We start from the raw sequence: 22,339 nt of genomic DNA on the forward strand, positions 1-22,339 counted from the left end.
GACGAGGCAACCGCCATGACGTTCGAAGCAGACACACTGGTACAACTGACCGAAGCGCTGCAACAGCGCGGCATGCTGCTGGTAGCGGATGTCGCCTTCATCCGCGCGCCGTACCGGCATGATCATCGCTGGTTCTGCACCGTGGCGTAATCATGCCCGTAGCGCGCCAGCATGCCGGCCATGGCGCACCCCAGGCTCGGGCACGCACACCTGTCAGATCAGCAAGTCTTCATGAAACGCCCCGAACGGACGATCAGGATGGGCGATCTGGATTTCCAGAATCCACAGGCCGGTATTCGGGTACTCGGCTAAATCCCCCAGGTCGCCGCCCCGATAAATCGCGTGGGGGAAATCGCTGACCCGATGCCCCTTGATGTCGAGGTTGAGCTTCCACCCCATGCTCTGCGCCTGAGCGGCGGCAAAATCGTACAGCGCAACGCCACAAACCCGCTCGCTGCGCCAGAAACGCTCGACCTGGTCGAACAGGATCCTGGCAGCCGAGGCGCAGTCGTTCATTTGCGGGTCGGAGCCGGTGGTGAAGGTCGTCCCGGCATCACCTTCATGCCCTTGCCAGACCACGCCCATGTCGATGAAGAAAATGTCGTTCTCACCCAGGACAGGATCGCCGTCGGAGCGTTGCTTGAAGGTCTTGAGCGTATTGGCGCCGAAGCGGATCAACAGCGGATGCCAGATTCGATCCATGTCCAGCTCGGACAAGATCTGTTTGCCGCGCAATTGCGCCTCGGACTCGCGCATGCCCGGCGCAATGACCCGGGCAATTTCATCGATGGCTTTCCAGGTCATCTGTTGCGCGTGGCGCATCGATTCCAGCGAGTACCGCTCTCCAACCGCTTCCTTGGGGTTTAACGCCGTTGTCATGGGGTGATTCCTTTCGCAGGTCAGCGCAGGGAAAGCGCTATATGGTTTTGTATATTGCGATAACCAGTGTCGAAGGTACAAGCAGGCTCAAACCGTTCCGGCCCCGCCAAGGTCATCGTGCGCACTCACCCCAGAAGGCGCTGGATCTCCTTCTGCACGAAATCCGTGAACAGTTTTACCCTGATCGGTGTGTTCACTCCAAAACCGTGTATCGCATGCAGTTCCAGCGAAGGCAACGCCTGTTCCGGCAGGAGTCGGATCAGGCGGCCTTCCTCCAGGTCCTGCTGGACGATGCAGTGCATCAGGTAAGCAACGCCCATGCCGTCGAGGGCCGCCGTGCGCAGGCCGAAGCCCGAATCCAGGCCGATCCGCCCCTTCGGCAGCAACGTTTCACCGCTGGCGAAAACGATCGGCAGGGTTCTTCCGCCCAACTGGTAACGTGCGAATGGCAGGTTGCGCAGTTCACTGATGGTCTCAGGGCGTCCTTGCGCCTGAAGAAACTCGGGAGACGCTACCAGCACCATGGCCATCCGGGCCAGCGTACGTGCCCGCAGGTTGCTGTCGCCCAGCGATCCCACCCGGAAAATCACGTCATAGCCTTCAGTGATCAAGTCAACGTGATGGTCCTGCAGGTTGAGATCGACCTCCAGGTCCGGATGCTCCAGCAGAAACGACGAGCCAATCCCCGGCAACAACAAGCGTCCCAGCTCGCTGGGCATGCTCGCCCGCAGATGCCCGCGCACGCTTCCGGTGGGCCTGATCGCATCTCCGGAGTCTTCGAGTGCTCGCAACAGCGGCGCCACGCGCTCAAAAAACAGGTGCCCATCGGGCGTCAGGCTGAGGGTCCGGGTCGAGCGCCGAAACAGCGTGACATTGAGCTGTTTTTCCAGGCGTGCAATGCCCTTGGAAATCGCCGAAGGCGTCGTGCCGAGGTGGCGCGCCGCGCCACTGAAGGAGCCGGCCTCCACCACCCGGACAAAGGCAATAAGGCTGCTCGACTGACTCAACAGGCTGGACATCTTGTGACTCCGAAGCACAACTGATGTGCCTTGTTCAGGACTGGTTAGCGAAAGGACGCGCCGGATAATACGTCGAATCATCAATGATCGGAGTCAGCGAATGAAGCGTCTCGAAGGTAAAACAGCCGTCATCACCGGTGGCAACAGTGGGATCGGCCTGGCCTGCGCCTGCCTGTTCGCCCGGGAAGGCGCCCAGGTGATCATCACGGGCCGGCGTAAAGCAATCCTGGACCATGCCATCGAGACCATCGGCCACGGCGCCATTGCCATCGAAGGCGACGTGGCCTGTCTGGAACATCACGACAATGTCGCCGCACAGGTGAAAGCGCGCTTCGGCGGACTCGACGTGTACATGGCCAACGCCGGGGTCATCACCCTGCAGCCCTCGGCGCAGGTGTCGCCGGACGATTATGACGCGCAGTTCAACATCAACACACGCGGCGTGTTCTTTGGCGTGCAGTCGATCACCCCGCTGCTGCGTGACGGTGCCAGTGTGATACTGACCAGTTCCCTGGCCGCCACCAAGGTCCTGCAGAATCACGCGGTCTACGCCGGCAGCAAGGCGGCCATCGCGGCGTTCGCTCGCAGCTGGGCACTGGAGCTGCGCGCACGCCGCATCCGGGTCAACGTGCTGAGCCCGGGCCCGGTCGACACCGCGATCATCGGTAAACTGGGTATCTCGGATGAACAGCGCCCGGACTTCCTGAAAATGCTGGGGGACATGATCCCCGCCGGGCGCCTGGGCGAAGCGGACGAACTGGCGCGTGCCGCGCTGTACCTGGCCTCGGCTGACAGCGCATTCGTCAATGGCATCGAGCTGTTGGTGGATGGCGGGATGTCCCTGACCTGAAATTCCGCCAGGGATGGAGCTGGCGAAACTCGACGTTTCGCCAGCTCACCCCGAGGTTTATCGCGGTTCAGGATGCTCGCTGGAGACTGAGTTGTTGGCCTCTACGTCCGACATGTCCTCATCCACCGGAGCTTCGTCATCGGCGGGCAGCGGAACCTCCGGCTCCTTGCGTTTGGGATCATGCCCGGCTTCATTGTCCGTCGTGCGCGTCACCTCCTGCTGCGACCTGTTGCCGGGTGCATCTTCATCGATGTCCATGCTGGCTCTCCGTTCTGAAGCGCGGGATATCCGCCCTTAAAACCTGAGAGACGGTGGCGCCTCGCAAGTGCCCGGCCATGGACGAACGGTTGGGTGCCAACCGGCGGATACAACAATTTACCGGCGTTCACAGCGCCAGGCGCTGCATTGCATACAGTCAATTTTCCATTTTCCCGTTCAATGGATGGACCTATGCAATCGACACTCGGAGTCAGAATCTGTGAAGCGATGGAGCAACGCAACCTGTCGAAACTGTACGCCGTCGCCGTCGCGCTCAACGTGACGGAAAGCGCGGTGAGCCGCTGGAGAAAGAGCGGTCGCCTGACGGTTGAGAACACCATCGCGTTGTGCGAGTTGCTGGATGTGTCCAGCGACTGGCTGCTGCTGGGCCGGGGCACGATGGACATGCATCGCGGCACCCAACCCATGCGGGCGCAGCAGGTTCGAATATCCCTCGCCAGCCTCCCGGAGGCGGCGGTCGTGCATCTGGAGCACTTCCTGGCGGCCATCGAATCGCATCGGGCTTGAGCGCTGCGCAAGCGAATCGACGAAATCTTGCACGGCGCTCCATCTGAATGTGTTGAGTCAGACTTCACTCGGGATCATGTTCTGGCTGTCGCCTTTTTTCGATGTGTTCAAGGAAAACGGAAGTGGCAGTAGCGCACAAGAAAGGTCGATACCACCTCACACTTGGAGCCAGACATGGGACAGTCAAACACGATCGAACAGCAACAGGAAAAGAACAAGGAGTTCCAGGCCTACGTCGACCAGATGCGTAAAGACCTCGACAAAAGCCTGGCCACCGAAACGAGTGCCCTGAACGCCAGAGTCAAGGAGCATTACAGCAAGTACGGCGACGACGCCTTGATGATTGCCAGCAGTTACCGGCACTTGACCACGGCGAGCGAATGGTCGCTGAAATCGATCAACGTCATGATCGACTCATGCCGCAAGGCGATTTTCGGGGGCAAGTTGCCCGATGGCGCGAAAAAGGATACGCCGACCGCCGAGGTCGGCGCGGCCATTCAGGCCATGACGAACCTGGACCTGCTGATCGCCAACGCCGCCTTCGACGCGGTCCAGGCGCTCCTGACCAGTGTCGGCTCGACCACCAGTACCAGCATTTCCGTGAAGAGTGATGAAAAGATGCTGGCGCCGGGGATGACCCTGTTCATCACCGTGGTGGAGAACGCCTACAGCAGCAAAAGCTTTTTCAGCAATGAAACCATCATCCAGAACCTGTTTCTGTTCGAGGTCCGTTTTTCCATCAAGGAAGGCAAGGCCATGAGCAAGCTGAGCGACCTGCAGGCCTATGAAAACCAGAAGCAATCCATGCGCAACCAACTGACGAAAATCGACGCCGCGGTGGGTGACCTGGACCCCACCAAAGATGATTTTCTGACTTCGCTGGCCAAGTACACGGCCACCAGCGATATCCTGAACACCCGCCTGAAGGCCATCGACGACAAACTCCAGGAGATTGCCAGCAGCTCAGCGACGAACGTGGTCCAGCCGCTCAATGCCGGGTTGCAGGATACGTTCGACGGCGGTGCAATCGTGGCGGGGATCAAGGCGAAGTTCGACAAGGCACTCGCAGCCAGACGCTGATCAATCACAGGGCAGTGACCGTTTCACCCCATCGAAACTTCGTCAGATAAGGAAGCCATCATGACCATCGTTTTCGCAATGACATACGAACAAGACATCGCCTCCACACCCCTCGATCCTGGCTGGCCAGGCGAAACCCATCGCTTTGGCTTGAATCAGATCAAAAACCCACCAAGCCTGAACGTCCCGGCGGGTGCCGTGATTGTGGTGGTGGCGCACGGCAACAATAAAGAACTTGGGGATCCCGGCAGAGCAGGCATCAGTGCAGGTGAGTTCGTGAACCTGGTGCATGCCAATATGCAAGGCGGGCAGGCACCGAGCGCCATTTACATTTCAAGCTGCAGCGATGACATCGCGGAGTACGCCGCCAGGGTCTGCCTGGTTGCGCAAGAACGCCAAATTTGGGCGAACACGACGATCTTCGGTCACCATGATGCAGTCGCAGGATCGGTCCCGCCACCCACGAGCGGTAGCGTGGTGTGGGAACCCATCTACCAGAATCGCACAAGAGGCTAAGCCAGACCTTCCAGTTGCGTGCAGCCCTGCTGTCACGCAACTGGATTGCTGTTCATCGCTTGCGCTTGTAGTCCCGAGGGTCGATCCCCCACTTGCGCAGCCGCGAAGCCAGCGTAGTGGGCTTGAGCCCGAGCAACTGCGCAGCCCCGCCCTCCCCGGAAACCTTGCCCGCCGTAAGTTTGAGCATCGCCAGCGCATTTGACCGCAGCTTGAGTTGCAGCAACTCGTCGGCAACAGGCTCGCCCGCCTCCGTCTGTTCCACGGGTGGCGAATCCTGCACCCGCGCCCCGGCTACCAGCAGATCGTCGAACCGCAGGCGGCCGTCCTGGGAAACGATCATCTGCCGTTCGATCACGTTTTCCAACTCGCGGATATTGCCCGGCCATGCATAGCGCTTGAGCAATTCCACCTGCGCCAATGGCAGGCGCACACCGGTCTTGTTGAAGGCCAGGGACGCCCGCCGCAGGAAATGACCGGCCAACAGAGGAATGTCATCGATTCGCTCGCGAAGCGGCACCGAGCGAACGGGAAAGACATTCAGACGGAAATACAGGTCCTCGCGAAACCGTCCTTCGGCGATCATCGCCCGCAAGTCACGGTTCGTCGCAGCGATGACCCGCACATCCACCACACGCGTGACGTTGTCGCCCACCCGCTCGAACTGCTGATCCTGGAGCACGCGCAGCAACTTGCTCTGCAACTCGAGGGGAATTTCGCCCACCTCGTCGAGGAACAGCGTACCGCCGTCGGCCAGTTCAAAGCGGCCCATGCGTGCGTTCACGGCACCGGTAAAGGCCCCTTTGACGTGGCCGAAAAACTCGCTCTCGAACAGATCCCGCGGAATGGCCGCGCAATTGACCCGAATCAGCGGCCGGTCACTGCGCCGGCTGCTGGCGTGGATGGCCCGCGCGATCAGCTCCTTGCCGGTGCCGGACTCACCATTGATCAGGACGTTGGCATCAGTGGGCGCGACCAGTTCGATCTGGCGGATCAGGTGCAACACCGCCGGGCTTTCGCCGACGATTTCATGGTGATTGCGCTCGGCCTTGATCTCTTCCTGCAGGTACTGGTTTTCCACCTCGAGGCGCTGCTTGAGCTGTTCGACTTCATTCAGTGCCTCACGCAGGCGCTGCTCGGCCCGCTGCCGCTCGCGAATATCGCGAAACAGCACCACCGCGCCCACCAGACGGCCCATCTCGAAGATCGGCGTGCTGGTGTATTCGACGGCGATGGCTTCACCGTTCTTGTGCCAGAACACTTCATTGTCGACCCGGTGCACCTGGCCGTCGCTGAAGGACGCATGGATGGGGCACTCCTGGACCGCAAAGCAGGAACCGTCGCGGTGGCTGTGATGGAACAGTTGGTGCGCGTCGTGGCCCACCATGTCGGCGGCGCTCCAACCGAGGATGCGCTCTGCGGCAGGGTTGATGAAGGTGGTCTGACCCTTGGCATCGAGCCCGTAGATGCCCTCGCCGACCGCGCCGAGAATCAGCCGGTTCTGTTGTTCGATCCGCTCGAAGACCTGGGAAATCCGCTCCCACCCCACATGCCCGAGCCGGTGCTGTCGGCGCGCTTCCGAACGGTTGCGCCGCGTTTCCAGCACGTCCCGTCGCTGGATCGTGAACAGGATGCGCCGACCATCGGCCAACGCATTGGCGCTCACCTCCACCGCGTGCTGACGGCGGCTCATGTCAACCAGCACCAAATCATCCGACCAGGCCTGCCCCTGGGTCAGCGTCTCATCGCTGAAGCTGACCCACAGGGACAGGCCTTCGCCGAGAAAATGACTGAACCGCAAAGGGATTTCATCGTCGCGGGTAGACCCCAGCAGCGCCAATGCCGCGAGGTTCGCTTGCAGCAGCGCATCGCTCTGCGGATCGACCACCAGCATCGCCTGTGACGCGCATTCGATTGCTTCATCTTCAAAACCGGCGCGGCTCATTACGATCACTCATCAAGGTCATCGGAAACCGATGGAAAATACGAGTTTTCGTTATTTATTTCACCACATTTCGTTATTTACGAAATATCGTTACTGTATTTACCTTTGCGGATTAAGTTAAATCACTTAAATATCAATAACTTAAAATTCATTTCAAAATTGGCACAACTCTCGCTATGGGTAGATTCAGAAACGGCGATCACCGTCATTTTTCATCGACCCTAGAGAGTGAGCTGAGCAATGAACAAAGTAGAAATGCACCACACCATCATGGCTGCCAAGGCCCGCCTGAATCTGAGCTGGGACAGCCTCGCCGATGCCGCACAAAAAGCACCGGTCTGGGTCGCCTCGGTCTGCTACGGGATGAACAGCGCGCCAGCCGACGTCGCCGCACGCATTTGCCAGGCGCTGGAGCTGGGTGACGAGGTGGCGGCGGCAATGACGGTATTCCCCACCAAGGGCTGGGACCAGGCCATTCCTCAGGACCCGCTGATCTACCGCCTGTACGAGCTGGTGGGCGTGTACGGCCCGACACTCAAGGACGTGATTCAGGAAAAGTTCGGCGACGGCATCATGAGCGCGATCGACTTCTCCATGCATGTCGACAAGATCGAAGACCCCAAGGGCGACCGCGTGCTGGTCACCCTGAACGGCAAGTTCCTGCCTTACCGATCCTGGTAACGGCTTCATCTCATCGCACTCGCCGCCACCCACGCATGCCAAGGGGTCACCCAAATGTCCTATCTGCTTCCGTTTGAATTCGTCACCAAGATGCTCGATGCCGGCGAATCGAAGATTCACATGTCCACCCGGGACACGCTGATCCGCGCCTACATGGCCGGCGCGATCCTCGCGCTGGCGGCCGTGTTCGCCGTCACTATCGCGGTCCAGACCGGCTCGGCGCTGCTCGGCGCCGTGCTGTTTCCGGTGGGCTTTTCCATGCTCTACCTGATGGGCTTCGACCTGCTCACCGGCGTGTTCGTGCTGACGCCGCTGGCGCTGCTGGACAAGCGCCCCGGCGTCACGGTCAACCGGGTCCTGCAAAACTGGGGACTGGTCTTTCTCGGCAACTTCGCCGGCGCGCTGACCGTCGCCTTCATGATGGCGTTCATCTTCACCTACGGCTTCAATACCGCCCCGGGCGCCGTCGGCGAAAAGATCGCCAGCATCGGCGAGGCGCGCACCCTGGGCTATGCGCATTACGGCGTCGCCGGCTGGATCTCGATTTTCCTGCGCGGCATGCTGTGCAACTGGATGGTGTCGATGGGCGTGGTGGGCGCGATGATTTCCACCTCGGTCAGCGGCAAGGTGATCGCCATGTGGATGCCGATCATGCTGTTCTTCTTCATGGGCTTCGAGCATTCGGTGGTGAACATGTTCCTGTTCCCCTCCGCCATGATCATGGGCGGCAACTTTTCGATCATGGACTACATGATCTGGAACGAGATCCCGACCGTACTGGGCAACCTGGTCGGCGGCCTGGCCTTTACCGGCCTGACGCTGTACAGCACGCATATCAGGACGGCGGCGAAGCGGGTGATTTGCTGAAATACCAATCATATTGGGGCCCTGTTCAGGGCTCCAGTTGTTGACGTCCATTAAACGCGTGATGCCATCCATCGCTGAATGATGCAATGTTATTCATCATGATTGAAAATGAATAATTAATCGGGAAAGATTGAGTCTTGGATTGGATCGACAGCCCCCGAATCCACATCGACGGAGATCCCGACATGTCCACTATCGCTAAAACCAGATCCGTTACCGCTCACGTCCCTGTAGAGCTGGCCGAACGTGTTGATCAGGTTGCCGAACGTCTGGAGCGTTCCAAGAACTGGATCGTCAAGCAGGCCCTGTCAGCATGGCTGGATCAAGAAGAGGAGCGTAGCCGACTGACCCGAGAGGCGCTGGCCGATGTGGATGCCGGCCGCGTGATCGACCACCAGGCCGTCCAGGCTTGGGCCGATAGTCTCAGTACCGACACCCCGCTACCGGTGCCCCATTAATGGAGCTGAAGTGGACGAGCAAAGCACTGTCCGATCTTGCTCGTCTTTATGAGTTTCTGACGGCCGTGAGCCAGCCTGCAGCGGCCCGCACAATACAGCAGTTGTCTGCTGCACCGACCATTCTGATGACCAATCCGCGCATAGGTGAACGTCTGGAGGAATTCGATCCGCGCGATGTTCGCAGAATTCTGGTCGGACATTACGAGATGCGCTATGAAATTGCGGACTCGACCATTTTCCTGTTACGCCTTTGGCATACCCGCGAAGATCGCTAGCGATGAGACGACGGAACGTAGATTCCCTGCAAGCCTTACCTCAAAAACGACTCCCCACCCGGAACATCAGCGCATTCGAGCGTGAATCATCACCGATGCCGTAGGAACCTTGATACGTCAGGCCGGTGCTCAGTCCCGAGGGCAGCAGGAAGTCAACGCCCAGCGCAACCGTCATGGTGTTCTCGCTCTGGCCAGTGGTTGAAATGGCATAGGTCGAATCACTGACATCGGCATAACCTACCCGGGCGGTGCTGTCGCCGCTGAAGGTGTGGCTGTATTCGACACGGCCGCGCAACGTCAGCGCCGCCTGAGCCACTGACAGGCCATACTGTCCGCGCACCCCGCCCACGCCGGAAAAGACTGTCATGCGTTGCGGAGCGTAAGCCAGATCGAAGACGCCGCTGCCGCTTTCGCGGAAGCCGTCCAGTTTCGTCGATGAAACGTCGACACGGCCATAGGGTGCCATTCGCCAGGCCTCCTCCCGAAACTCGTACCCCGAACTCAAAGAACCGAAGAGCTGGTCACCGTCCCTGGAACCCTTGGCGTGCCCGCCGTTGTCCGTCACGTAGCGCCGGCTGTCGAACGACAGGTTGCTGTAACCGATCAGCCCATCGACGAACACTGGCCCGGGGTGGTAGCTGCCATACAACGCCGCGCTGAACGACTCGCCCTTGCTGCGGGAGTCCTGGGAGCCGATGTCGCTGGAGTCGCGACCGTAACCGAAACCGATGCCGGCCGTGAAGGAATTGAAGAACCGGTAGTCAGCACCGGCGCTGACACCAACGGTGGTGCTGTCGAGCTTGACGTCATCACGACGGCTGTCACTGACGTTGACGTAACCTCCACTCCACACCGAAAGGTTATCGTCCCCCAGCCAGTTGCCATCGTTCGCGCCCGCAGCGGCTTGCGGTGTGACGGCGGGCGCCTGGGTTCCCCGCAGAGAGGACAGCGCCTGATACATCTCGGCCGCGCTGGTGTTGCCGGTCCGCGACGGTCGCGATTGCGGCAACCCCAGTTGCAGGTTGAAACCGGCGCGACGGCGGCTCTCGTCGTCGTGCAATTGTTCGAGACGGTCATTGAAATTGTCGATCTGCGCACGGGCAAAACGCGTGGCGCTTTGCGTCTGGGCACCCAGCATGCCGACCACTTCCTGGTCCTTGCTGGGGTCGGTCCGCCCGGCCACCTGCACTGTCAGGGTGATCGGCTGCGACGTGCCCGAGCGGTTGCTCAAGGTATAGCGGATTACCGCGACGCCGGAGGCCTGCGCAGCGGCGACGAAGGTCAGGTTCAAACCGCTCAGGCTGGCCTGCCCCAGGTTTTTGGGGGGCGCATCGAGCAAGGCGGCGCCGGTGAACGGTCCATTGCTCATGCCCTCGGCCAGATTGAGCGTAATCGATTGCCCGGCGTACAGAGACGCACTGCGGGCAGCACCGCCAGGCAAGCTGGCACCGACATTCAGGCTGTAGCTGAAACTTGCCGAAGTGTTGAACGCATCGGTGACGATCACCGAGACGCTGGCCGAACCGGCGGTGCCTGGTACTCCGGAAATCGTTCCGGAGGTGGCGTTGATGGTGAGCCCGGGCGGCAGTCCCGTGGCACTGAACTGATAGGGCGCGGTGCCGCCTGATACGTTCAGGGCTTGCGTATAGCCGGCGCCGATCGTTGCGTCAGGCAGCGCGCCAGCGGCCGGCAGGATCGCCAGCGTCGGTGGCGAAACGGTGATGCTGACTGTGGCCGGCGCCGACGTACCGGAGGCGTTGCTGGCGGTGTAGCGAAAGCTGTCCGCACCGGCAAACCCCGCCGTGGGGGTGTACAGAATCGAGGTGCCGCTGACGGCTGTCGTGCCATGCAGAGGCGGTGTCACCACATCGACCGATGTCGCCGCCCCGCCACTGAGCGACAGCGTGACTGCCCCGCTGCCGCTGGCGGAGACAACCGTCGACACGGGATTGGCCACCGGCACTGGCAAGGCCCCGATCGTCAGCGTGTAACCGGCATTGCCGACCGCGCCATGCACATCGGTGGCAGTGATCGACAGGTTATAGCTGCCGCTGGCAGTCGCAGTACCCGTGAGCTGGCCGCTGTTGGCGTCCAGATTCAGCCCTGGCGGCACGCCAGTGCCAGCGTACACGTAGGGGCCGGCCCCGCCAGAAGCGCCGAACGACTGGCTGTAGGCGCTGCCCACCTGACCCGAAGGCAGCCCGCCAGCGGCAGGCGTCAGGACCAGTGTCGGTGCGCTGATCGTCAGGGAAACCGTGGCCGGTGACGAGCTGCCCGAGGCATTGCGGGCGATGTAGGTAAAGCTGTCCGTCCCGGAATAACCGTTATTGGGCGCGTAGACGATCGAGGTGCCGCTCGCCGTTGCAGTGCCATGCAGCGGCGCGGTATCGATCGCGACCGAGGTCGCGGCACCACCGGATATCGACAGTGCCACGGCACTGCTGCTGTTGGCGGCGACGGATGCAGACACCGGGTTGGCAACGGGTAATGGCGCCACCGCCACCGTGAGCGAGTAACTGGCAGTGCCGGTTGCGCCATAGAGGTCTGTGGCGGTGACGGACAGGTTGTAAGTGCCGCTGGTGGTCGGAATGCCGGTGAGTTGTCCATTATTGGCGTCGAGGCTCAGACCCGGAGGAACATTCACAGCGACATAGTGGTAGGGCGTTGCCCCGGACGCAGCGCTGAACGACTGCACATAGGCACTGCCCACTTGAGCCGAAGGCAGTGCGCCGGCCGCCGGCGCCAACGTCAATTGCGGCGCCGACACGACGATGCTGACCGTCGCGGGTGCGGAGGTGCCCGAACCGTTGCTGACGGTATAGGCAAAACTGTCCGGCCCCGAATAACCGGCCGATGGCGTGTAGCTGATCGAGGTTCCACTGGCGACGGCGACGCCATGCAATGCCTGTGTGGACACACCCGCCGCAGTCGGCGTACCACCCGAGGTGGACAACGTCATCGGGTTGTTCGAGCTGTTCGCCGCCACCGTGGCCGAAATGCCGTTGGCCACTGGCGGCGCAGCGGCCCGTGTCGCGGTGATCGAATAGAGACGAGTCGTGAGGCCGTCTTCGGCAGTGACCATGAGGCTGATCGGGTTGTCACCCTCGTTCAGGCTGATCGCCGGTGACCCGACGCCGGACGTCACGGGGCTGCCATTGACCCTGATCGTCGCCTTGTTACTGGTACTGGTCGGGGTCAGCGTCAGTGCGGTCACCCCATTGGCGACCGCCAGGTTGTAGTTGCCGGTGACCGAGGAAAACGACGGCGCGAGGGTGCCGGCTGACACCTGCAGATTGGACAGCGTTGCATCGTTCGACACCGACGGCCCGCAGGTGATCGATACCTGGCTGATGTAACTGGTGGTCTTGATAGTGATGAGCAAACCGCCGGCCAGTTGCGCTGACGTCGCGCCACCGGTGTGATTGCCGATGCTGCCCTCATTGCTTCGGTAGGTGTAGTAAGACACGGCGCCATTGTTACGCAGGATAATATTGTCCGCCGCCATCGGATCGGATCCGCCAGCGTTGTTGCCATTGTCGTAAAACGACACGGTGACGGTATCACTCGGGTCGAACGACCCCGCCGAGATACTCCGGGTAAATGGGCCGGTGCCATTGTAGGCACTGAGGGTTGTACAACCGGCAGACAAGGCATGGGCCGCAGGCGCAAAACCCAGCAGGCAAGCCATCACGGCCAGGGCAGCCGCAACGGCTCTGGCAACGGCCAAGAAGGTCAACTTCCGTGTCGGATTCATTCAAAAACCTGTTTCGAGCGCAACTGCCAGCCCTGCCGGGTGGGCGCTGACTGCATTTCACTGTCGGGGCAAATGCCTATCGGCCTGGCGATTCCAACCTTTAAACACTTTCACGAAGAGCGTTCGATATCACGGCAAAGCCTGGCACCCGGTGGCCTTGAATCGAATGATGGCAATATGTCATTAGCCATCCAAAATCTCAATCCGCAGTGCCCCCTCGGAATTGAGTTGATATCGATGGATGCAAAAATGCCGCTCGATGAGCGGCATTTAAAGAGGGTAATGACCCTGCGAACGAGCGGATCCGCTTCTACACCGCCGAATCATCCTCCACCCGCTCCCCGGCAGCCTGATCCGTCGCAATCACTGCGTCGATCCCCCAATCGTTGGGTTCGGCCCAGTCTTCGCCGAACATTTCCACCGGATGCATCGTTCGGTCGGCGCCGTTGCCGCAAGCCAGGGATTTCGCCGGGCAATACCGATCACAGCCCCAGCAAATGCGCTCGGGGTGGCTGGGATTGACGGGGAAGTGCTTGGCCATGCCGGTCTCCAGATCACAAAGGGGCGTATCCCACCTTACAACGCCGGATTTGCGTCGGCCTTGATGCCTGTCAAGAAAGAGCACCCGATGCCCCTGACACGCTTCCCCGCCACGGGCTAAGCTTGTCTCGCCTGATAGAGACCGGAGAGTCGTTATGCTTAACAAGAATCCTGCCCCGAACGCGTCCACTCCCCCGACGCCGTCGACCTGGGACGACAAGGACGCCACTGCCTCCCTCGCCAGCGAAGCGTTTACGGCGCCGCCGGCGTTGACCAACGCCGAACTGGTGCACCTGCGCGTGCGGGTGATTGCCCTGGAAAACCTGGTCATTGCCCTGTTGGCCGAAGGCTCGGAACGCCAGCGTGAAGTGGCTCGGGAAATGGCCGATTTCATTTCCCCAAGACCCGGTTTCACCCAGCATCCCTTGACCATTCACGCCGCAGACCATATGACCCACAGCGTGGAGCGCGCCGAACGTTTCCGCCGCCGCGATGAGTCGGCGACTTAAACACTCAAAACTTGATAACAATCATTATTGTTCGCAGCAAAGCTTCCTAGACTCGGGTTCCTACTCGTCAGTCCTCAGGAAGTCATCATGCGTACTCCGTTTTCGCTGTCACTCGCCCTGCTCCTGCTCGCACCATTGGCCCATGCGAAGGAATACCCGATCGGCTCGCCACAGACGTGTGCAGGGCTGGAAGTCGGGGCGGTGTATTTACAGCCGATCGAAATGGAACCCGCCGGCATGATGCGCGCCACTGCCGATTCCGACGTGCACCTGGAAGCCGACATCCGTGCCACTGCGGACAATCGCAACGGCTTTCAGGAAGGCAGCTTCGTGCCGTACCTCAACGTGTCCTTCAAACTGAAAAAGGTTGGCAGCGATCCGGAAATCAAGGGCGACTTCCACGCCATGGTGGCCAACGACGGTCCGCACTATGGCGATAACGTCAAGCTGCTCGGCCCGGGCAAATACCAGCTGACCTTCACCCTCCTGCCGCCCGGCGGTCATGCCTCCCTGGGTCGTCACACCGACAAGGAAACCGGCGTCGCTCCGTGGTTCGAACGTTGCGAGCTGAACTACGAGTTCGTCTACGCCGGCATCGGTAAAAAGGGCGGCTACTGAAATGAAGCGTCTGCCGCTCGCCTGGCTGCTGGCCGCAGCCTTTGCGCCGTTGGCCGCCCATGCCGAACTGCCGACCTATGAACTGAGCCTCAATGATGGGCACTTCACCCCCGCCGTGCTGGAGGTGCCGGCGGGACAACGCTTCAAGATCATCCTGAAGAACATCGGCCAGGGCCCCGCCGAGTTCGAAAGCACGCCGTTGCGGGTGGAAAAGGTGCTGTCGCCCGGCGTGACCACCTTCGTGGTCATCCACCCGCTACGGCCGGGTCAATACCCGTTCTTCGACGAGTTCAACCTGCAATTGCCCGAAGGCAGCCTCCTCGCGAAATAACCCGGACATGTACGGAGTGTTCATGAATCAATCAATGTTCATCGTCTGGCGGGAAAGCGTCGAGGCACTGCTGGTGATCGGTATCCTCCAGGCCTGGATCAGCCAGCAGCAACAGGACCAGCGGCTGACCCGGTTTCTCTGGGCCGGCGTGGTGCTTGGACTGATGTTCTCGGGGCTGCTGGCCGGGGCGATCCTGTGGGCGGGCAACGCCATGAGCGGGGCCGGCAGCGAGTGGTTCCAGGCCGCCCTTGCGCTGATCGCCAGCCTGCTGATCGTGCAGATGGTCCACTGGATGCGCCGACACGGGCGCACGCTCAAACAGGATTTGCTGCTCAATGCCAACAACAAAATTTCCCGGCAAGGTGGCTGGGGCCTGTTGTTGTTGGCGCTGCTGGCGGTCAGCCGAGAAGGCAGTGAAACCGTGGTCTTCCTGTATGGCGCCGGTGCGCAACTGCGCGGTCCCCAGCTCGGCCTGTTCGCCATCGGCGGTGCGTTCGGGCTGGTGCTATCGGCGCTGACCATCACTCTGCTGCACGGCAGTCGCCGGTTCATTTCCTGGCAACGCTTCTTCGCCATCAGCGAGACCATTTTGCTGATGCTTGGCGCAGCGTTGCTGGTCAGTGCCGTCGAGCGCATCGGTGGCCAACTGCTCGGCATGGACATGCCCGAAGTGGTTTACAGCCTCGCCGGCGACGCACTGTGGGACAGCAATGCCTTGCTCGGTGACAGCCACGGTCTCGGCGGTTTCCTCGCCAGTTTTGCCGGTTACCGGGCAACACCCAGTACCCTGACCGTGCTGGCGTGGGTCGGTTACTGGCTGATCGTCGGTGGCTGGCTGCGCTACCGCAGCACGGAAAAAGTCCCATGCCTGAACTGACCTGGCGCAATCGATGGCTGCAGCGCGCGGGGGACGGGATGCGTCGCCACGCGCGGGTCATCCGCGTGGTGCAGTGGTGTGTCGTGCTGTTCTACGCATCATTGCTGGTGATCCCGGTGCTGCTGCCGCTGCCGGACAGTCAGGCGCGAATGCTCGATAACCTGACCCTGTTCGCGCAGTTTCTGTTTTGGGGCCTCTGGTGGCCGTTCGTGCTGCTGTCCATCGTGCTGTTCGGCCGACTCTGGTGCGGCGTGCTGTGCCCGGAAGGTTCGCTCAGCGAATGGGCCAGTCAGTACGGCAAAGGCATGGGGGTGCCGCGCTGGGTGCGCTGGGGTGGCTGGCCCACCCTGGCATTCTGCCTGACCACCCTTTATGGCCAGCTGATCAGCGTCTACGACTACCCGCAAGCGGCGCTGTTGATTCTGGGCGGATCCACCGTGGCAGCCGTCGCCGTCGGTTTGCTGTTTGCGCGGGGCAAACGCATCTGGTGCCGCTACCTGTGCCCGGTCAGCGGCGTCTTCGCCCTGCTCGCCCGCCTGGCGCCGGTGCATTTTCATGTCGATGAACAACGCTGGGTGAAAAACGCCGCGCCGCGTCTGCCTCCGCCCAACTGCGCACCGCTGCTGGATATCCGCCGCCTGCGCGGCGCCAGTGACTGTCATGCCTGCGGGCGCTGCAGCGGACAACGTGGCGCGGTGCAGTTGATCGCCCGCTCAAGCAATCAGGAAATTCTGCAGTCGACGGCGCAAAGCGTTTCGGCCTGGGATGTGCGCCTGCTGCTGTTTGGCGTGATCGGCCTGGCGATGGGGGCGTTTCAGTGGACGGTCAGTCCTTGGTTCATCGCCTTCAAGCAAACCCTCGCGCAATGGCTGGTGGAACACGATCACCTGTGGGCCCTGGAGGACAATGCGCCCTGGTGGCTGCTCACCCATTACCCGCAGCTCAACGACAGCTTCAGCTGGCTTGATGGTTTCAGCATCATCGCTTACCTGGGTTTGAGTTCGCTGGTTCTCGGCACTGCGCTGATGATCTTCATGCGCCTGGCAGCACGTTTGGCGGGTGATCGCGCACTGTTTTGGCCCATGGCGCTGACCTTGACGCCCCTGGGTGGTGCCGGACTGTTTCTTGGGCTGTCGGCGACCACCGTGAAACTGCTGCGCTATGAAGGGTTGTTGCTGGAGTGGGTGCAACCGGCCAGGGCGTGGTTACTGCTGGCGGCACTGGGCTGGAGCCTGCTGTTGGGATGGAAACGCCTGAACCGCGAACGCCTTGCTCTGCCCAGGCGGATTGCAGCGGGCGCCTGCCTGTCGCTGGCCAGTGGCTTGATCGGTTGCGGCTGGTGGTTGCAGTTCTGGGGCTGGGCCTGACCCTGTGCCAGAGCAGGCTGTATCCAGGTTGGACGTGTCAATGCCATCGCGAGCAGGCTCGCTCCCACCCTATTGGCGTCGTTTACGAACCTGCGGACACCCGAAAAACTGTGGGAGCGAGCCTGCTCGCGATACCGGTAGCCCGCTCGCCCCGATGCTGGATATACCCGCCCCCACCTTGTTCAGACTTTGAACCGCGCCACGGTCTGGTGCAGGTCGCCGGCCATCTGTGCCAGTTCCTGGCCGGCGCTGTCGGTGTGGCGGGCGCCGAGCAGGACCTGTTCGGAGAAGCTGCGGATGCTCACCAGGTTGCGGTCCACCTCACGGGCCACCAGCGCCTGTTGCTCGGTGGCACTCGCGATCATCAGGTTGCGCTCATTGATCTGCGAGATGGACCGGGTGATTTCATCCAGCGCCTCGCCCGAGCGTTGCGCCACTTCCAGGGCGACCCGAACACGCTCGCTGCTGCCCTGCATCGCCGTCACTGCCTGCCCGGTATCCTCGCGCACGTTGTCGATCATCTGCTCGATTTCCCGCGTCGACTCCTGAGTGCGATGCGCCAGCGCCCGCACTTCATCGGCCACCACCGCAAAACCGCGCCCGGCATCCCCGGCGCGCGCGGCTTCGATGGCGGCATTGAGGGCCAACAGGTTGGTCTGCTCGGCGATGCTGCGGATCACATCGAGCACCTTGCTGATGCCCTGGACCCGGCCGGCCAGTTGTTCGATACGCTGCGAAGTGTCGGAGACGCCATGGGCCAGCTCGCCAATCGAGGCCACCGTTTCCTGCACCTGTTCACGTCCTCGGTGCGCGGTGATTTCAGACTGCCGGGAGGCTTCGGAGGTGCTCACCGCATTGCGCGCCACTTCATCCACTGCGGCGGTCATCTGGTTGACGGCGGCAGCGGCCTGCTCGATCTCCTGCCCCTGCAATTGCAGGTTGCTGGACGTCTGGCTGCTGACCGCACTCAGCTCTTCGGACGAACTGGCGACTCGGTCCACCGAGCCGGCGATGTGCCGGACCATGGCGTTGAGGCTTTGCTGCATCTGGCGCATGTTCATCATCACGCTGCCGTCGGCACTCGATGTCCTGGGCACGTCGATCGTCAGGTCGCCCTCGGCTATCTGGCTCAAGACCCGCGCCGCAGCATCCGGTTCGCCTCCCAAGGGTCGGGTGACACTGCGGGTGACAACGACCGCCGCCGTGATGACCAGCCCCATGCACAGCACAAACAAGCCGAGCATGGTGCGCTGGGCGTCGCTGTACAGTTGCTGCGCCGCCCGCTCACGGTCGGCGAAGATTTTTCCTTGCAGCGCCATCACGGCGTCCAGGCTGCGATACACCTCGGCTTCGGCCGGTACGACCTTGTCCTTCAACTGCGCCCTGGCTTCATCGAGCGCCCCCTGGCGGATCAAGACCTGCACTTGGGTGAACGCCGCAACGTAGGCCTCACGGTGTTTTTTCAGGGTCAGGTACGCGGCCTTGCCTTCGGGCAAGTCGAACAACGGCGCCAGGGTTTCGAAGGCCTGGGTGATGCGTTGCTTGGTGGCGTCGATTGCCTGGAACGAGGGCTGGTGGTCTTCGTTGATCAACAGGTCGCGGGTATGTTTGGCGTTGTCGCGCACGCCAGTGGCAATGACCATCAGCGGCTCGATCTTCGGCCAGTCCTGCTCGACGATGATGGCCGCCTGGTCCTTGAGGATTGCCATGTCGCGCAAGCCCTCGAAGGCCATGCCGATCAGTGCCAGCGGCGCAATAGCGAAGCCGATGACGATACGTTGTGCGGTCGTTAATTTAGCCATATCAAATGCTCCCCGTTTGATACCTGCCCGATGGGCAGCGCATTTGAACTTCATGGTGGGTGCTGCATTGTTCTGCGCTGTCCCTGATCACCCCCGCAATACGAAGACTGGAAACAGCTCGCGCATTGCGTCCCAGAGATCGGGTAGCAAAGCTTGTGCCGAGACGCTCGACAACAGCGGATCGAACATCCGTTCGGTGCGCACCAGTTGCACGACGAATCGTTTCACGCCCAGTGCGCTCAAGCGCTGCGCCAGGAGCAACAGGCGTTGCGGCTCGAAAAGATGCCAGTGCACGGTGGTGCGGCATTCGTAGTCGACACCGCTGGCCAGCAAGTGCTCGAGGCTGCGCCAGTTGGCGGTTCCGCTGCCCTCGACCCCGGTGATGGCCTGGCAATCCTCGGGTAATGCCTTGACGTCGAAACCCACCCAATCCGCGCCGTCCAGCGCCCTGGCAAACGCTGTCGGCTTGATCCCGGCGCTGTGCAGGCCGATGCGAAAACCCATCTCCCGCACTTCATCCATGGCGCCGCGCAAGCTGTCCTGCAAGGTCGGTTCGCCACCGCTGAACACCACCGCATCGAGCAGGTCCTGGCGACGCTGCAGAAACGCGATCACCCGCCGCCAATCCACTTCCTCGGTGCCCCGGGGCGGGATCAGTTGCGGGTTATGGCAGTAACGACAACGCCAGGCGCAGCCCTGACAGAACAGCACGCAGGCGAGCTGCCCCGGATAGTCGATGGTGGTCAGGGGCACCATGCCCCCGACCCGGATCACTCGACTCATTGACGCCCGGCCAACGACGCGCCTTCAGTGAAATGCACCCGCTCGCGGTGCTCGGACTGTTTGCCGGGATTGAACGCCGACACCGGACGGTGGTAGCCCATCACGCGGGTCCAGACTTCGCAACGTTGACGTTGAGCCTGTGGCAGGGTTTGCGATGCAGTCATGGTGAAGCTCCTTGCGGTTGAGTGGATCGGAATCAATGAAGATTGGCGGCCTTCTGCTCCTTGAGCAGCAAGGCTTCGTCGCATTTCGGGCAGAACTCGTGCTCGCCATCGAGGTAGCCGTGAATCGGGCAGATCGAGAACGTCGGCGTCACAGTCAGGTACGGCAGGCGGAAGCGGCCGAGGGCCTTGCGCACCAGTTGCTTGCAGGCCTGGGTGGAGGAAATCCGCTCGGCCATGTACAGGTGCAGGACCGTGCCGCCGGTGTATTTGCATTGCAGTTCGTCTTGCAGCTCCAGGGCCTCGAACGGGTCTTCGGTGTAGCCCACCGGCAGTTGCGAGGAGTTGGTGTAATACGGCGCCTGACGGCTGCCGGCCTGGAGAATGTCCGGATAGCGCTTGAGGTCTTCCTTGGCGAAGCGGTAGGTGGTGCCCTCCGCTGGCGTCGCTTCCAGGTTGTAGAGGTGACCGGTTTCCTCCTGGTAGCGCAGCAAGGTGGCGCGGACATGGTCGAGCACGTTCAGCGCGAACTGCCGGCCCTTCTCGGTGTGCATGCCTTCCTGGTCGTCGGTGAAATTGCGCAGCATTTCGTGCAGGCCGTTCACGCCGATGGTCGAGAAGTGATTGCGCAAGGTGCCCAGGTAACGCTTGGTGTACGGGTACAAACCGGCGTCCATGTGCCGCTGGATCACCTTGCGCTTGACCTCCAGACTTTCCATCGCCAGCTCCATCAGCGTGTCCAGACGCTGCAACAGGCCGCTGGTGTTGCCCTTGAACACATACCCCAGGCGCGCACAGTTGAGCGTCACCACCCCCAGCGAACCGGTCTGTTCCGCTGAGCCGAACAAGCCGCCACCGCGCTTGAGCAACTCGCGCACATCCAGCTGCAGGCGGCAGCACATCGAGCGCACCTGGTTGGGCTGCATGTCCGAGTTGAGGAAGTTCTGGAAGTACGGCAGGCCGTAACGCGCAGTCATCTCGAACAGGCGGTCGGCGTTTTCGCTGTCCCAGGGGAAGTCATGGGTGATGTTGTAGGTCGGAATCGGGAAGGTGAACACCCGTCCCTTGGCATCCCCGGCCTGCATCACCTCGATGTAGGCCCGGTTGAGCAGGTCCATTTCGACTTGCAGGTCGCCGTAGGCAAACGGCATTTCCTCGCCACCGATGACCGGTATCTGTTCCTTGAGGTCCTGCGGGCAGACCCAGTCGAACGTCAGGTTGGTGAACGGTGTCTGGGTGCCCCAGCGCGACGGCACGTTGAGGTTGTAGATGAACTCCTGGATCGCCTGGCGCACCTCCTCGAAGCTCAGTTGGTCCTTGCGCACGTAGGGCGCCAGGTAGGTGTCGAACGAGCTGAACGCCTGGGCGCCGGCCCATTCGTTCTGCAGGGTGCCGAGGAAGTTGACCATTTGCCCCAGGGCGCTGCTCAAATGCCGCGGCGGACCGGCTTCAACCCGTCCCGGCACGCCGTTGAGGCCTTCGTGCAACAGGGTGCGCAACGACCAGCCGGCGCAGTAGCCGGCGAGCATGTCGAGGTCGTGCACGTGCAGGTCCGCCTCGCGATGAGCCTGGCCGATGGCCTCGCTGTAGACCTCGTCCAGCCAGTAGTTGGCGGTGACCTTGCCCGACACGTTCAACACCAGCCCGCCCAGGGAATAGCCCTGGTTGGCGTTGGCCTGCACCCGCCAGTCTTCACGGTCCAGGTACTCGTTCATCGAGGTCGCGACCTCGACCATGGTTCGACGGTCACGGCGCAGACGCCCGTGCTGTTCGCGGTAGACGATATAGGCGCGCATCGCGAAGAAGTAACCGGCGTCCATCAGGACCCGCTCGACCCGGTCCTGAACCTGCTCGACGTGCAGCCTCGACATGCCCTCCAGGCGGGCGAGAACCGCCTCGAGCAAGCCTTCGACTTCGACGTCGGTGTATTCCCCGGTCGCCTTGCCCGCGGCGATCAATGCCTGACGGATCTTGTTGGCATCGAAGGCGACCAGGTCGCCATTGCGCTTGTGCAAGCGGTTACATCCCACTGAGATCAGCGTGCTCTGCATTCGGCCTCCAAACACTACATATTGATTTTTAGTCATTCAAAAACACAAGATGCAGTGAAGGGTACGGACAAAACGCTGATGTGCAATTGATCGACATCAAGATTCGCCGGTGAAAAAAAAGCCGCTCGAAAGCGGCGAGGAAGGGAGGGAAAGGCTGCGAGGTCGCCTCCAGGCGACATCGGTGAGGGGCTGA

At 61.5% G+C, this 22,339-nt stretch carries 24 protein-coding genes and 1 pseudogene; 14 read left to right on the top strand and 11 right to left on the bottom strand.

Features of this window, described 5'->3' with window-relative positions:
* The first annotated feature begins 15 nt into the window (after positions 1-15).
* Positions 16-150: a hypothetical protein gene (locus tag IB249_RS29945; protein WP_263864731.1), complete on the top strand. Its 135-nt coding sequence runs from the start codon at positions 16-18 to the stop codon at positions 148-150.
* A 63-nt stretch (positions 151-213) separates the two neighbouring features.
* On the opposite strand, the gene IB249_RS23885 is transcribed toward IB249_RS29945, so the two are convergent.
* Together IB249_RS23885 and IB249_RS23890 are read right to left on the bottom strand one after the other, a co-directional pair.
* A complete protein-coding gene (locus tag IB249_RS23885) occupies positions 214-879 on the bottom strand; it encodes a M24 family metallopeptidase (RefSeq protein WP_192308199.1) in 666 nt (221 codons plus the stop codon).
* 125 nt (positions 880-1,004) lie between these two features.
* A complete protein-coding gene (locus tag IB249_RS23890) occupies positions 1,005-1,898 on the bottom strand; it encodes a LysR family transcriptional regulator (RefSeq protein WP_192308200.1) in 894 nt (297 codons plus the stop codon).
* Between the two features lie 100 nt (positions 1,899-1,998).
* Here IB249_RS23890 and IB249_RS23895 point away from each other — a divergent pair, with 100 nt between their 5' ends.
* Positions 1,999-2,748, top strand: coding sequence for an SDR family oxidoreductase (locus IB249_RS23895; RefSeq protein WP_192308201.1), 750 nt, complete (start codon positions 1,999-2,001; stop codon positions 2,746-2,748).
* 57 nt (positions 2,749-2,805) lie between these two features.
* Here the strand turns inward: IB249_RS23895 and IB249_RS23900 are convergent, their stop codons facing one another.
* A complete protein-coding gene (locus IB249_RS23900; protein ID WP_192308202.1) occupies positions 2,806-3,006 on the bottom strand; it encodes a hypothetical protein in 201 nt (66 codons plus the stop codon).
* Between the two features lie 192 nt (positions 3,007-3,198).
* On the opposite strand from IB249_RS23900, the gene IB249_RS23905 reads away from it, so the two are divergent.
* The 3 genes from IB249_RS23905 (at position 3,199) to IB249_RS23915 (ending at position 5,130) form a co-directional block, all read left to right on the top strand.
* Positions 3,199-3,534 carry a helix-turn-helix domain-containing protein gene (locus IB249_RS23905; RefSeq protein WP_192308203.1) on the top strand — a complete coding sequence of 112 codons (336 nt, stop codon included), beginning with the start codon at positions 3,199-3,201 and terminating at the stop codon, positions 3,532-3,534.
* Between the two features lie 174 nt (positions 3,535-3,708).
* A complete protein-coding gene (locus IB249_RS23910; protein ID WP_192308204.1) occupies positions 3,709-4,614 on the top strand; it encodes a hypothetical protein in 906 nt (301 codons plus the stop codon).
* A gap of 60 nt (positions 4,615-4,674) precedes the next feature.
* Positions 4,675-5,130 carry a hypothetical protein gene (locus IB249_RS23915; RefSeq protein ID WP_192308205.1) on the top strand — a complete coding sequence of 152 codons (456 nt, stop codon included), beginning with the start codon at positions 4,675-4,677 and terminating at the stop codon, positions 5,128-5,130.
* A gap of 52 nt (positions 5,131-5,182) precedes the next feature.
* On the opposite strand, the gene IB249_RS23920 is transcribed toward IB249_RS23915, so the two are convergent.
* The gene (locus IB249_RS23920) at positions 5,183-7,072 is read right to left on the bottom strand and encodes a sigma-54 interaction domain-containing protein (RefSeq protein WP_225607161.1); all 1,890 of its coding nucleotides are present in this window, start codon (positions 7,070-7,072) and stop codon (positions 5,183-5,185) included.
* 240 nt (positions 7,073-7,312) lie between these two features.
* On the opposite strand from IB249_RS23920, the gene cynS reads away from it, so the two are divergent.
* The 4 genes from cynS (at position 7,313) to IB249_RS23940 (ending at position 9,353) form a co-directional block, all read left to right on the top strand.
* Positions 7,313-7,753, top strand: coding sequence for a cyanase (gene cynS, locus IB249_RS23925; RefSeq protein ID WP_192308206.1), 441 nt, complete (start codon positions 7,313-7,315; stop codon positions 7,751-7,753).
* Between the two features lie 54 nt (positions 7,754-7,807).
* Complete coding sequence (locus IB249_RS23930) at positions 7,808-8,620, top strand: formate/nitrite transporter family protein (protein ID WP_192308207.1); 813 nt, start codon at positions 7,808-7,810, stop codon at positions 8,618-8,620.
* 185 nt (positions 8,621-8,805) lie between these two features.
* A complete protein-coding gene (locus IB249_RS23935; protein WP_192308208.1) occupies positions 8,806-9,078 on the top strand; it encodes a CopG family ribbon-helix-helix protein in 273 nt (90 codons plus the stop codon).
* The gene (locus tag IB249_RS23940) at positions 9,078-9,353 is read left to right on the top strand and encodes a type II toxin-antitoxin system RelE/ParE family toxin (protein WP_192308209.1); all 276 of its coding nucleotides are present in this window, start codon (positions 9,078-9,080) and stop codon (positions 9,351-9,353) included. Before IB249_RS23935 ends, IB249_RS23940 begins: the two co-directional genes overlap by 1 nt.
* 40 nt (positions 9,354-9,393) lie before the next feature.
* Here the strand turns inward: IB249_RS23940 and IB249_RS23945 are convergent, their stop codons facing one another.
* A complete protein-coding gene (locus IB249_RS23945) occupies positions 9,394-13,080 on the bottom strand; it encodes an autotransporter domain-containing protein (protein WP_192308210.1) in 3,687 nt (1,228 codons plus the stop codon).
* A gap of 337 nt (positions 13,081-13,417) precedes the next feature.
* A complete protein-coding gene (locus IB249_RS23950; RefSeq protein WP_192308211.1) occupies positions 13,418-13,648 on the bottom strand; it encodes a DUF3079 domain-containing protein in 231 nt (76 codons plus the stop codon).
* A 154-nt stretch (positions 13,649-13,802) separates the two neighbouring features.
* Here IB249_RS23950 and IB249_RS23955 point away from each other — a divergent pair, with 154 nt between their 5' ends.
* The 5 genes from IB249_RS23955 to IB249_RS23975 all read left to right on the top strand — a co-directional run bounded on the left by IB249_RS23955 (position 13,803) and on the right by IB249_RS23975 (position 17,349).
* Positions 13,803-14,156 (top strand): hypothetical protein, encoded by a 354-nt coding sequence (locus IB249_RS23955; protein ID WP_192308212.1) that lies wholly within the window; start codon positions 13,803-13,805, stop codon positions 14,154-14,156.
* 87 nt (positions 14,157-14,243) lie between these two features.
* On the top strand, positions 14,244-14,774 hold the full coding sequence (locus IB249_RS23960) for an iron transporter (RefSeq protein ID WP_192308213.1): 531 nt from the start codon (positions 14,244-14,246) through the stop codon (positions 14,772-14,774).
* A 1-nt stretch (position 14,775) separates the two neighbouring features.
* Complete coding sequence (locus IB249_RS23965; protein ID WP_192308214.1) at positions 14,776-15,105, top strand: cupredoxin domain-containing protein; 330 nt, start codon at positions 14,776-14,778, stop codon at positions 15,103-15,105.
* 22 nt (positions 15,106-15,127) lie between these two features.
* Complete coding sequence (locus tag IB249_RS23970; RefSeq protein WP_192308215.1) at positions 15,128-15,982, top strand: FTR1 family iron permease; 855 nt, start codon at positions 15,128-15,130, stop codon at positions 15,980-15,982.
* Positions 15,970-17,349 carry a 4Fe-4S binding protein gene (locus IB249_RS23975; RefSeq protein ID WP_192308216.1) on the top strand — a complete coding sequence of 460 codons (1,380 nt, stop codon included), beginning with the start codon at positions 15,970-15,972 and terminating at the stop codon, positions 17,347-17,349. The genes IB249_RS23970 and IB249_RS23975 overlap by 13 nt, the downstream gene beginning before the upstream one ends.
* Before the next feature lie 182 nt (positions 17,350-17,531).
* On the opposite strand, the gene IB249_RS23980 is transcribed toward IB249_RS23975, so the two are convergent.
* The 5 genes and pseudogenes from IB249_RS23980 to IB249_RS23995 form a co-directional block, all read right to left on the bottom strand.
* Positions 17,532-18,668 (bottom strand): methyl-accepting chemotaxis protein, encoded by a 1,137-nt coding sequence (locus IB249_RS23980; RefSeq protein WP_412548024.1) that lies wholly within the window; start codon positions 18,666-18,668, stop codon positions 17,532-17,534.
* Positions 18,660-19,205: pseudogene (locus IB249_RS30275) on the bottom strand (MCP four helix bundle domain-containing protein); the annotation flags it as partial. The gene IB249_RS23980 and the pseudogene IB249_RS30275, both read right to left, overlap by 9 nt.
* A gap of 33 nt (positions 19,206-19,238) precedes the next feature.
* A complete protein-coding gene (locus IB249_RS23985; protein WP_192308218.1) occupies positions 19,239-19,934 on the bottom strand; it encodes an anaerobic ribonucleoside-triphosphate reductase activating protein in 696 nt (231 codons plus the stop codon).
* Positions 19,931-20,098 carry an anaerobic ribonucleoside-triphosphate reductase gene (gene nrdD, locus IB249_RS29950; protein ID WP_192308219.1) on the bottom strand — a complete coding sequence of 56 codons (168 nt, stop codon included), beginning with the start codon at positions 20,096-20,098 and terminating at the stop codon, positions 19,931-19,933. The genes IB249_RS23985 and nrdD overlap by 4 nt, the downstream gene beginning before the upstream one ends.
* A gap of 32 nt (positions 20,099-20,130) precedes the next feature.
* Positions 20,131-22,146 (bottom strand): ribonucleoside triphosphate reductase, encoded by a 2,016-nt coding sequence (locus tag IB249_RS23995; protein WP_192308220.1) that lies wholly within the window; start codon positions 22,144-22,146, stop codon positions 20,131-20,133.
* Positions 22,147-22,339: the final 193 nt, after the last annotated feature.

It is taken from the genome of Pseudomonas sp. PDM04 (assembly GCF_014851765.1).
In the GTDB taxonomy this organism is placed as follows: Bacteria; Pseudomonadota; Gammaproteobacteria; order Pseudomonadales; family Pseudomonadaceae; genus Aquipseudomonas.